The sequence below is a fragment of the Bacteroidota bacterium genome (genome assembly GCA_037133915.1).
Lineage (GTDB): Bacteria > Bacteroidota > Bacteroidia > Bacteroidales > CAIWKO01 > JBAXND01.
Genome location: JBAXND010000001.1, coordinates 24,068 through 36,486 on the forward strand (window position 1 = coordinate 24,068; position 12,419 = coordinate 36,486).

Consider the following 12,419-nt stretch of genomic DNA (forward strand, 5'->3'; position numbering starts at 1 on the left):
CACACGTGAGAAAAATTACACTTTTGTTCTTCGTCCTTGCATTATTGTCGCTGAATGGGCTCAATGCCCAGACATCCATCATGGTATATTCCGAAGATTTTGAAAATGGAGCTCCGGGGACTATGCTTAATACAACGGGTAACGGCAGTAATTCCGGCGATAACCTATGGGTGGTTAATAACATCTATACGGGGATGCCGCAGTTTCCGAATACACCCGATGAGAATCAGACTCAGGGCGGTAATATCTCATACGCACCCTACGGTTACTATTTGCACATTTATGATCAGACCAGCGGAGTAAACAATTGCAATTATAATCAAGCAAATGCTTCAGACAGGTTTGTGCAGTTTACCAGCAGCTTTTGTACGCTTGGTCTTACGAATGTAAAATTTACATTTTTCTATATTTGCGAAGGCTCACCCACCGCATACGGACAACTGTATTACAGTATTGCGAACGGACCATGGATTGCAACAGGACCTCAGTATGGCAATCAGATGATATGGAAATACGAAACACTGCAGGATCCGGCATTTGACAATCAAACCAACATACGGTTTGGCATTCGTTGGGTAAATGACGCCGGAGCCGGACCCGGGCTGATGTCGTTTGGTATGGACGATGTTTTTATTACCGGAGATTTTGATAATTTTTCTACAAATTTTGATGTGATTGTCGATTCTGTTTCACCCAATCCTATTTGCCAGAATTTCGGCCTGATGATTTATTACCATCTAACAGTTCCTATTTGCGGTAATGGGTTTTTTGAAGTGCAGCTTTCAGACATGAACGGTTCCTTTGCCAATCCTACCAGCCTGGGAATATATCAGGCAAGCAATCAATGGATGAATGGCGTATTATGGCCTACCATTCCTTCAACCACGGCAGCCGGCACGTGTTATAAAATCAGAATCAAATATTATTACATCGATTACGGATTGAATTTTTTCAGCGACCCGAGTCCATGCTTCGAGGTACTGCAATGTCCGAATACCATCAATACGTTGCAGCCTGTTGTTACCATGGGAGGCGATTCTGTTTGCGTGGGAAGTGTAATTGATGTGCCGTTTTATTCAACGGGTGTTTTTCAGGCGGCCAATGTGTATATCGCCGAATTGTCAGATTCTGCGGGCAATTTTCCGCCCAATCCCAATGTGCTGGGTTCAAATCCCGACAACAATTCATACGATCCGGCACAGGGTTCGCCACCGGGCTCGGTGTCGGGACAGGTAAATGAAAACAATCAGCCGATACAGGATGGGTGCCACTATTATATTCGTGTGCGGTCAACGGCGCCGGCAACCATTGGGATGGTGTGGGGACCTTTCTGCATCCGCCATTGCGATATAGAAACCAATTACAAACAGGATATACAGGCATGCATTTCATCAACGCAGGGATTCGACACAACGGTAAGAGTCAACATTCATTTTTACGATTCAACCGCTATTTACGGTCAGCCGAATCAATTCCTGATTGAAGTGCGCGAATCGCAATATTTTACCGTTGTAAATACCGGCGGACTGGGCACGGTTACGGCAAACAGCGACACCACCATGACCATTCATATTCCGCCTGTTCCGGGACTGGGAGCACTGGGTTTGCAACCGGGCATGTTTTATCTGAGAATAATCGCGACGAATTCCAATCATACGTGGGATATGCTGGGGACACTCGTTCACCTCACCATCGGTGCACCTTCAGATAATCTCTGGATATTCCAAACGCCCGGAGATTCCATATTATGTGTGGGCGATGCCGTGTATTTCTACCCGATACCATACAATGCCGGTCCTCCCATGAATTCTACGTATGAGTGGTATCTTAACGGAGTGCTTTTCTCTACCAATCCGGCATTGGGAATTTTGTTCAACGGTCAGGGCAATTTTAATCTGACCGTTCAGGAAACAAATTATGGGTGTAAAGGACCTGTAACTCCCAACGATGTTTCATTACAGGTTCTGGGGCCGCCATCAGCGGCTATTATCGGTCCTAATCAGGTTTGTTTGGGCGATACGCTTTATTATCACACCGTTTTCCATCCGAATATTTATTATGAATGGACTACGTCCGGGGGTGATATTATTGATACTTCCAACAACGAATTGTATATACGGTTTGATACTGCCGGGGTTTATACCATACATATGATGGCGTTGAACAAATGCGGGCAAACGCTGGGTAACAAAAGTGTGATTGTGACTGCACATCCCGATGCCGGTTTTTCGGCGGTTTCGCCTGTTTGTACCGGAGAAAATTCTATGCTTAATTATACAGGAACCACTGCGCCGCCTTTAAGTTACAGTTGGTATTTTGCAGGTGGCATAGGCGTTCCGGGAGGCAACAGCCCCGGACCACAATATGTTTCATGGAATACTGCCGGACCACATTATGTAATTCTTACAGTTACCAAATATAGTTGTGCTACAAAAGACACTATGCTTATCGATGTACTTCAGGGACCGACTGCGGGTTTTACTTATGAAAATACGTGTTCAGGTATTCCGACCATATTCAGTGATTCTTCTCAGGGAAATCCTGCGAGCTGGAACTGGGATTTTGGTGACTTCAGCAGCTCTACCGAAACAAACCCGGTTCATACATTTGCCATTGGCGGCACTTATATTATCGGGCTTATTGAAAGCGCTGCCAATGGTTGCAGCGATACACTTACTGAGAATTTGACCATTTTTGATTCTCCGAAATCCGCCTTCGAAACAAAGTCGCCGCTGTGTCTTGGCGAAAATACAACAGTTATGCAGGCTTGCCAAAATCCTCCTAATGCCGTTTTTGACTGGACGTTTTCCGATGGTATTATTATTTCGGGCAGTGGTACCGGACCATACGAAATAGCCTGGCCCGGATTGGGTGAATACCCAATCAGTCTTACTGTTTCGGCAAACGGCTGTATCTCTGAAACAACTACTGTAGTTGTAAAAGTTAACGACTGCATTCTTGAAATTCCGAATATCTTCACACCCAACACTGACGGTTCAAATGATAAATTTGTAATCAAAGGACTGGAAAGTTTTCCGGATAGTAAATTGCAGATATTTAACCGCTGGGGTAAAATGATTTTTTCCAGTGACGATTATAAAAATGACTGGACCGGTGATGACCATTCTGACGGTGTTTATTATTATGTTCTGGCGCTTAAAGACGGTCGCGAATTCAATGGAACGCTTACGCTGTTGAGATAATGCGTTCAATTATAAATTAATAATGGACAATTGAAAATGAAAAAATTTCTGGTCTTTAACCTGATGCTGTTTATTTTTTCTACGGCATTTGCACAGCAGAAAATGGATATTCAGTTTCCGAAAGGTACACTGGCAGGCAAAAGTTCGGGCGTAATTTCTTTTGCAGAGATAGAAAAGGCAGGCGTTTTAATGGTGACCGACGAAACGCTGAAAGTGGTTCACTTTTCAATATCGCTTACACCCGGTGGCATGGCTGTCAAGGAGAATAATGCTGATAATAAAATTACTGGGGCTATGCTTGATTACTTCCGAACGCTTTCTGCAGGAACGGTCTTCTATATCGATAATATTACGGTGGCCAATAATAAAGGTGCCACTATCAAACTGGAACCTTTGAAGTTCACGACGAAATAGCGTTTTCTGTCTCCTTATTTGATTATTTCCCCGTCATTTTGTCAGTTATCCGTATCATGGCACATACCTTGATTACTGCCCCGCACAATCAATAAATAGTGTTGTCATGGAGAAACAAAAAGGACGTATCAATGTTCAAACGGAAAATATTTTTCCGATAATCAAGAAATTCCTGTATTCGGATCACGAAATTTTTCTCAGGGAACTTGTATCAAACGCGGTTGATGCAACAACGAAACTTAAAATACTTGCTACATCAGGTAAATTCAATGATGAACTGGGCGACCTTACCATACGGGTAATACTTGATAAAAAGAAAAAAACGCTTACCATATCCGACCGTGGTATAGGTATGACATCGGAAGAGCTTGATAAGTACATTAACCAGATTGCTTTTTCAAGTGCCGAGGAGTTTGTAAAGAAATACAAGGGCAAAAGCGAAGCAGATAAAAATGCCCTCATAGGCCATTTTGGACTTGGGTTCTATTCCTCTTTTATGGTTTCAGACAAAGTTGAAATCAATACAAAAACATACAAAAAAGGAGGCGCTACCAAGGCTGTGCAGTGGGAATGCGACGGCAGTCCTGACTATGTGATGACCGACAGTCCTAAAACAGAACGAGGTACCGATATTACACTTTTTATATCTGAAGAATCAGCGGAGTTTTTGGAAGAATACCGTGTGCTGGAGCTGCTCAAAAAGTACTGCAAATTCCTGCCTGTGCCCATTCAGTTCGGAATGGAAAAGAAATGGGAAAAAGTAGAAGGCGAAAAGGATGAAAAGGGCAACGACAAATCGGTTGAAACAGAGGTGCCGCGTGTTATCAATAACACCAATCCTGCATGGATTCGCAAACCTGCCGATTTGAAAGAGGAAGATTATAAAGACTTTTACCGCGAGTTGTATCCGATGAATTTCGAAGAGCCACTCTTCAATATCCACCTGAATGTTGATTATCCGTTCAATCTCACGGGTATCCTCTATTTTCCGAAAACGAAACGCAATTTTGAAGTACAGAAAGATAAAATACAGCTTTATTGCAATCAGGTTTTTGTTACTGATTCTGTTGAAGGTATTGTTCCCGATTTTCTCACCTTACTGCATGGTGTAATTGATTCGCCCGACATTCCGCTTAATGTGTCGCGGTCTTACTTGCAGAGCGATCCGAATGTTAAAAAAATATCGTCGCACATCGCCAAAAAAGTTGCCGACAAGCTGGAAGATATCTTTAAAAATAACCGTGAGGATTTTGAAAAGAAATGGGATGATATTCGCATTTTCATCGAATACGGTATGATATCCGATGATAAATTTTACGAGCGAGCCGAGAAATTTGCGCTGTTTAAAAATACAGAGGGAAAGTACTTTACCTTCGATGAATACCGCAAAAGCGTGGAGGCAACTCAGGAGAATAAAGACAAAAATGTGGTGTACTTGTACACTACCAATACCGAAGAGCAGTTCCCGTTTATTCGTGCTGCGCGCGACCGCGGATATGATGTGCTGGTGATGGATGGTGTACTTGATGTACATTTCATCAATCAGATTGAACGGAAATTTGAGAAAACGGTATTTACACGCGTTGATTCCGATGCTATTGAGAAGCTGATACAGAAAGATGATTCCATGCCTTCGAAACTGAGCGAAGACGAAAAGAATCTTCTTAAACCGGTTGTGGAACGTGTTGTTCCCAAAGAAAAATATGATTTGAGTTTTGAAGCCATGAGCGAACAGGATGTTCCTTTTATGATTACCCAGCCTGAGTTCATGCGTCGTATGAAGGATATGGCTGCCATGGGTGGCGGTGGTGGATACTCGTTTATGGGCGAAATGCCCGAACGCTTTAACCTTGTGGTGAATGTCAATCATCCTTTAACCGCTCGCATTCTGGCAGAGAGCGAACCTGCAAAGCAGGATGTGCTTACCCGGCAATTATTCGATTTGGCGCGTTTGGCGGGCAATCAGCTTAAAGGCGGAGAACTGAATGACTTTATTATTCGAAGCATTGGCATCATAGGATAAATTAACGTGGCGGACCGGCAATACACTCCGGTCCGTTTTTTTTTCTTAAAATCATTCTGCATTTTTTTGTTCGCCGTAATAATTTCTTTATGTATTATTGCAGCGCTTGAAAACAGTATAATTAGTAATTATTCAAACGTGGGATTACAACATGGTTTTATTTGCTGATGAGGTGAAAAATATTTTTTCGGCTCGCGACATCGAAGATTTACATATGGCAGTCATGAATGCTGAACTGGATACATCGGGCGAAATACGTGTTCACCTGGACGATACATGCGAAGGTGATCCAATGCAAAGGGCAAAAGAGATTTTCAGTAAGCTGGAAATGGAACAAACAGCTCTGCGTAATGGCGTATTATTTTATATTGCCGTGAGTCCGCGAAAATTCGCCATTTTAAGCGATTTTGGAATCAATGCTGTTGTTCCACTCGATTTTTGGGACGAAATACAGCAGAACCTGCGTAATAATATCCGCGAAAATAATTTTATTGATGGCTTGTTTGATGCAATTATCCAAACAGGAATTCAACTCAAAAAGCACTTTCCACGTTTAGTAACCGACGTTAATGAATTACCCGACGATATTTCTTTCGGGAGAATTTAACCGTCAATTATTGTATTACTTTTTTCGGGAAGAACAGGGCTTTCGGCATCCTTTTTTTCGGTACCATTCCCTTTATAATAAATATCCAGCGCTACGATAATGGCCGTGAATCCCCAGAAGGGGATAGAGGATTTGTCTGTATCCAGAAAATTGTTCAGTAGTCCGTGAACCAGATATGTAATCAATCCTAACAGGAAAATCAGACTCAACAGCCTTACATCTCTATCAGGGCTTCGCTTATAAAGTCTCACAGCTGTGGCAATTACGGTAATGCATAATGCAATAAAAGTAAGCATACCCAAAACGCCTGACTCTGCCAATGGACCGATATATTCGCTGTGCGCATTGCCCTTGTCGCCGGCATTGGTACTGATAATCGTTTTCTCTTTAGAGTGTTGGTAGGGAGCATACATGAATTGATAGGTTCCGGGTCCCCAACCCCAGAATGGACGCAGTTCAAACATGCGGAATGCCGACTGCCAGCGGTTTATGCGCTCAAGATTCGATGCATCGGATGAAATATTGGAAATAGATTCAATATGCTCAACCATGTTGGCAGAAGTATCCTGTTTATTCTTTTCCAGTTTCCAGAGGATTTCATTACGGAATGAGAAAAAGCCAATAATAAGCACCAATAGCCCGAGTCCGAGCCACCGTAACTTAATTTTCATGAGCAGCACGATACCGAAAAACAGAGCAACGGCCACACTAATCCATGCTGCACGACTGTATGAAAATATGAGCCCGCCTAATAAAAAAAGCAATGCCAGTGCCACAAATAATTTTGTTGTACGGTTGAATCTTTTGTAAAATAACAGACCAGCTAATACCGGGACAAAAAACGATATTCCGGCACCGTAAGCGGTATGATCATTAAAAAACGGACTCATTACCCAGTGTGCCGCCTGCTCGTCAAATGCCCATGTATAAAGGCTCCACGTAGCATAAATGATGACTCCTATCAATGAGATTACATATGCCCAGGTAAAATTTGTAATATTTTTTTTCTTTTCAAAAAGAGGAATAGCAACAAAATAAAATGGGATGACAAACCAAAGCCTTGAAAGCATAAATTTAAATGAAACTCCGGGCAGCTCGCTTGTGATTGAGGTCATAAGCATCCATCCCAGATTAATAAAAAGAGCAATGGTTATAGGATGCCTGAGAATACGAGAATCTAATTTGCGGTCGTATAGTAGCTTAATTATGAAAAGAATGAGGATTCCAAAAAGCAGCGGCTCGGTTGGAAGCGTTACAGCGACCCCCCAGTCGAAATCGCGAATGTTTATAGCAAGAGGGGTGAGAAATGTAATTAATATCAGAAGCCGGTCCAGTGAAAAAAAGAACAGTATAAATACAAAAATTGCGACCGGCAGTAAGGTAAACCAGTAGAATTCATAGGCAATCAGTAACGCATTGACTGCGATAAACAGCCCACTTATAAGGTAGACCCACTTAAGCTTGTACTTTTCAATCAAGGTAACTGGGGTTAAGATTGGTGAATGGACGCACTGTCAGATTCTGGTTTTTTTTGCGATTTATCTACCACGGTAATAACTATGATGGTAATAAAAAGCGATGCCATTGCAGTAATGAGCATGATGAGCCAACGTACAGGGTATGTCTTCTTGTCGGCAACAACCGGGCTTGTAACCGTATTGGTATAAGTGAGCATTTTTTTAAGGTCGCTCACCGATTTGTCGTATTCTTTTTTAATGTCGTTATAGGCGGCTGTAAGACTCGACAGGTATCCTCCAAGGAACAGAAATTCGCCTCCGTATTTTTTCATGTTATCAAGAAAGCTTTTGATTTCCTGATTTCCGCGGCTCCCTGTATTGGCGTTTTTGATGTAGCCTTTGGTATATTCTTTTACCTGAACATTATAATCGAGGAGGTTGTATTCGCTCCTGAGCGTATCCATTCGGGTCTGTATTGAATCAATCTGTTTTTGTTTAGAGATAAGTTGGTCGCTATATATCTGAACAACTTCGGCAGTTTTTTCGCGCTGTAGGTTTCGTGCTTTCTGATTCATCAGAAGAATAAGCTCTTTGACCATTTGGCAGGCAATTTTAGGGTCGGTGTCAAGCACTTCAATAATTACCGATTCATATTCTGTTTTTCTTATCGCAACATTTCCTTCGAGTTCGTTTTTGAGTCTGGTCGCGTAATAATTATCGGTCTGGTCAATATCATAGTGTTTCCCGAGGTCAAATTTTTTAATAAGGCTGTCACCAATTTCTTCTGATCTGAAAAGCTGAAGCATCTGTTCGGTGGGCGTTTCCGATGAGTAAGGTATCAGATTCGACGGATATACTACAGCAAAAGATTTATATTTGGGCTTGATAAACCATGGAGATGAGAAGAGACCGGAAAGCAACAGGGAGCAGGCCAGTATTATCAACATATGCCATTTCCAGCGAACAATTAAGCGAATAAGATAATTACTGTTAAAGTAAGTGCTCATTTCAGTTTCGATAAATGTTTCGAAAATACCTTCACTTCTATTAACTCTTTTCGGTACTTTCGGTTTGTTTATTTTTTCTTCACGTATTATGGCCTGAATTCTTGTCTCTGCAATTTTTTTCGGTTCTTGTTCAACCGCAATCAGGTCACTGTTTTTTTTGATTTCGTCTGTGTTGTCAGATTCCTTTTTTGTCTCTAATTCTATATTTAGCGAGAGTCTGAATTTGTTCAGTCCCTCTTTATCTGTACCGAATCTTTTTTTTTTGAAAATGAATCAAAAATTATGAGCACCAAGACCGACAGTAACAGCGCTGCGAGAGACGAAATTGTGACAATCATCCATCGCACAGGATACGTTTTCCGTTCTGATTTATAGGCTCTGTCAACAATAAATTTTGCCGGAAGCTCTTGCTCATAATCAACTTTGGCTTCCTCGTATTTGGCTTTTATAAGACCAAGTTGTTTTTTGAAATAGTCGAGCTGGTCGCGCAGCGAAACGTAGGCACCACCGTATTGTCCTAATATTTTAATTTTCTCTTCAATGGCGGCCACTCCGGTCTTGGTGTTCATTCGAAGTGCTATTGCCAGCTGCGTATTGTATGCTTCCGACTGAGTTTCATAATCGTTGATTCCCAATTCGCGCAACTTAGAAAGAGAGTCTTCCATCACCCGGATGTCGCTTTGCAATTTTACATACTCGCGGTCTACAATCTGATAGGCTTTAAGGGCTCTTTCCTTTTGCATTTTATTTTTCACCGAGTCGAGTAAATCACTTATCGTATTGGCAATATCAGCAGCAATTTGAGGATCTTTATCCAATACGCTTATCTCAACGGCCATGTATTCGGTGCGGCGGAATGTGATATTCGAATTATACTCCTCAATTAAATTGGTCATCACATATTTTGAGGCAGGATCAATGTTGTAATGTTCTACAAGATTGAATTTCCTGATAACGCGCGATCTGATTTCGTTTGAGTTAAGAATTTGGAGCATTTGTTCGGCCTGTTCTTCTTCTCCAAACTCAAGAATGTCGAGTTTTCCACCCTGATTTTCCGCCAGCAGTGCTTTTGAAATAGCATTGGTTGAAGTCGGAAACATAATAACCGTTGATTTGAACTTAGGGGTGATGAGAAATGAAAACCCCGCCGAAGCCACAGCTGCAGCCAGAACTATAATAATTAATGGTTTTCGCCATTTGTATAAAAACAAAAGGAAATTCGTTGTGTTGAAATCTGAATTCTGGTTTTCGTTTTGTACCATTTTTCCGTTATCTGTTCACTTGTACCAACGGCAAAAGTAGAAAAAAATATGTTTATTGCAAATCTTGTCTAAATAATTTGTTCAATAAAGAAATCCGTCAACGGATTATGATTTTTTTAGTGCATAGATCAGCGACTTAACACTAAGCAAACCAACAGATGCCGCAAAAATTAATGAGCAAAGCACCATAAGCATCATGTTAATCATCCATGAATAGGGCAACATTCGCGATAAAGCGCAAAACGTCAGCGTAGCTGCAAGGAACAATCCAACCCTCACAAGATATCCTATATTTAATTTGAATTTGAAAAGATGAACGACTAAAACAATTTGCAAAACAGCAGTAATCAATTGTGTACTAAGGCTGGCATAGGCTGAGCCAATGGCCTGGAACCAAGGAATAAGCAAAAAGTTCAGACCTATATTCAGCAACATTCCGCATCCGGCAATAATATTCAACTGTTTTAGATTACCATTAGCTGTAAGCAACGTGCCAAATACATAAACGGAGGAAATTGGAATAAACCCGAACATCAGCAATCCGAAAATCTGAGAAGTCTGACCGATGCGGCTTGCAAACACCGCTGCACTTTCTTCAATGTGCTGAGGGTAGAGCATGGTCATAAATTGTTCACTGTAAAAAAATGAACCCATGGCCGATATTACAGAAAGCACAAATAACAGTGTAAAACTTAATCGCGCCAGTTTTTCCACGCTTTCTTTGAACTTAAGCATACGGGCAAACAGCGGAAGAAGTAATACCGAGAATAGGTAGGCAATCATGTTCGACGCATCCAGCAGCCGGTAGGCAGAAGCATAAAGTCCTGCCTGATATTCGCCCGTATTGCCCGGCAGTATGCGCTCTACCATTACCGAATCAATGCGGTTGTAAAAGGCCATTAATAATCCAAGTATCGCGAATGGAAAACTCTTTTTGATTATCATCAGAAAGAACGGTTTATTCCATTTCAACCGGCTGAATTTCGCCTTTCGCATTACAATTAACAGCGCAATTATTACAGTAACGAGATATGCCGCCGTTTGCGAATAAACGAACCATTCTATTTTAAAAGTTCCTACAGTAACATGTCCCCAAAGCAGTATCCCGCATATCAGTATCATCAACAGGCGGTCGAGTACGGAGAGCAGGCTGTCGGTCTTAAAAAAGTGAAGTCCTGAAACATTAGAGCGCAAGTAAAGAATAAAGGAACTCAGAAATTGGTTAAAGCTCAGCAGCGCCAGCATTACCATCTGATGCTTGTTATATCCTATAATAATCGCGGCACTGAATGAGAGCGCTGTGTAAACAACCGCCAATAGCAGCTTTAGAATTACGATACTCGAAAAATGCTTGTTCAGCAAATGCGAATTTTGGGCGAGGTTGCGATTATTGAAACTCGTAATTCCGAAATCCAATAAAATATTAAAGAGAAACGTGAAGTTAAGTACGGCAAAGTAAAACCCGTAATCGCCGGCACCTACCGCATTCTGCACCCCACGGTCAATCCCAAGTATCCAGAACGGCTTAATCAGCAGATTCAGCGTGAGCAGGATAAGCAGGTTAATGAGGAATTTCTTTTGCGGTGTCTGTTGCTTCATGAATACGGAATCGGACTTTATTTTCTTATTTTTTATGCGGTTGGGTTCACACGGTGTTTCTTGTAAAATACAACAGCATCTTAACTCAATTTTACTTCACTTGTTTTGCAGATAAAGAAAAAATTTTGTGTTGCATGGCTCTGCGGGTTAAAGATAACAAGTTTTTTCTTTTCTAAAATATAAACGTTATAGCCCAGCGATTGCATTAGTGACAGGCATTGTTCCCGGTTTTCATTCTCCCAAAGTTCACAGTAAATAATAGGTTTGTGCTTCGCAATAAGTCCTTCGCCACCTTTAAGTACCCGGTATTCGAAGTTTTCAACATCTAGTTTTATAGCTGCGATGCATATTTCCGGATGGTTTAAAATTGCAATGTCATCAAGCCGTGTTATAGGAGAACTCACGGTTTCGCCTTCATTAAAACTTGTAATCGACGCATCCACAACATGACTCAAACCATGCTGTTTTGCCTTCCCAAGGGTTGGAACTACCATTTGAACCGTTCCATTAAAATCGCCCAACGCTGTTTCTTTTATAATAACATTCCGGAGGCGGTAGTGCTTTATAATTCGTTTCAGGGTATTCAAATTGTAGGGTACGGGCTCAAAGGCATAAATTTCCGAAGCGGGAAATCTACGCGCAAGATGGACGGTCATGGCACCAATATTCGCTCCAATATCTAAGATAACACCTTTTGCAGGTATAAGTGACAGGAAATGCATGAAATCACCTTCCCTGCGATTCTTCTTTAATGTGCCAATGATAAAAATGGAAAAATAAAACAGATAATTTTCAAATCCCAGCATTCGCTGCAAAATACGCTTGATAAAATTCTTCATCGGTTTCC

General features: G+C 41.5%; 9 protein-coding genes. 4 read left to right on the forward strand and 5 right to left on the reverse strand.

The window, feature by feature from the left end:
* Positions 1–5: 5 nt before the first annotated feature.
* The 4 genes from WCM76_00080 (at position 6) to WCM76_00095 (ending at position 6,247) form a co-directional block, all read left to right on the forward strand.
* On the forward strand, positions 6–3,203 hold the full coding sequence (locus WCM76_00080) for a gliding motility-associated C-terminal domain-containing protein (protein ID MEI6764000.1): 3,198 nt from the start codon (positions 6–8) through the stop codon (positions 3,201–3,203).
* Positions 3,204–3,239: 36 nt separating this feature from the next.
* A complete protein-coding gene (locus tag WCM76_00085) occupies positions 3,240–3,617 on the forward strand; it encodes a GldM family protein (protein MEI6764001.1) in 378 nt (125 codons plus the stop codon).
* 106 nt (positions 3,618–3,723) lie between these two features.
* Positions 3,724–5,640, forward strand: a complete 1,917-nt coding sequence (gene htpG / locus WCM76_00090; protein ID MEI6764002.1) for a molecular chaperone HtpG — start codon at positions 3,724–3,726, stop codon at positions 5,638–5,640.
* Between the two features lie 151 nt (positions 5,641–5,791).
* Positions 5,792–6,247: a TPM domain-containing protein gene (locus WCM76_00095; protein ID MEI6764003.1), complete on the forward strand. Its 456-nt coding sequence runs from the start codon at positions 5,792–5,794 to the stop codon at positions 6,245–6,247.
* Here the strand turns inward: WCM76_00095 and WCM76_00100 are convergent.
* From WCM76_00100 to WCM76_00120, 5 genes are all read right to left on the reverse strand, one after another.
* Positions 6,244–7,725 carry an O-antigen ligase family protein gene (locus tag WCM76_00100; protein ID MEI6764004.1) on the reverse strand — a complete coding sequence of 494 codons (1,482 nt, stop codon included), beginning with the start codon at positions 7,723–7,725 and terminating at the stop codon, positions 6,244–6,246. The genes WCM76_00095 and WCM76_00100 overlap by 4 nt on opposite strands.
* An 11-nt stretch (positions 7,726–7,736) precedes the next feature.
* Positions 7,737–8,711, reverse strand: coding sequence for a hypothetical protein (locus tag WCM76_00105; protein ID MEI6764005.1), 975 nt, complete (start codon positions 8,709–8,711; stop codon positions 7,737–7,739).
* A gap of 227 nt (positions 8,712–8,938) precedes the next feature.
* Positions 8,939–9,973: a Wzz/FepE/Etk N-terminal domain-containing protein gene (locus WCM76_00110; protein ID MEI6764006.1), complete on the reverse strand. Its 1,035-nt coding sequence runs from the start codon at positions 9,971–9,973 to the stop codon at positions 8,939–8,941.
* Positions 9,974–10,078: 105 nt separating this feature from the next.
* A complete protein-coding gene (locus WCM76_00115) occupies positions 10,079–11,572 on the reverse strand; it encodes an oligosaccharide flippase family protein (GenBank protein MEI6764007.1) in 1,494 nt (497 codons plus the stop codon).
* Positions 11,573–11,652: 80 nt separating this feature from the next.
* Positions 11,653–12,411 (reverse strand): FkbM family methyltransferase, encoded by a 759-nt coding sequence (locus WCM76_00120; protein MEI6764008.1) that lies wholly within the window; start codon positions 12,409–12,411, stop codon positions 11,653–11,655.
* Between the last annotated feature and the right edge of the window lie 8 nt (positions 12,412–12,419).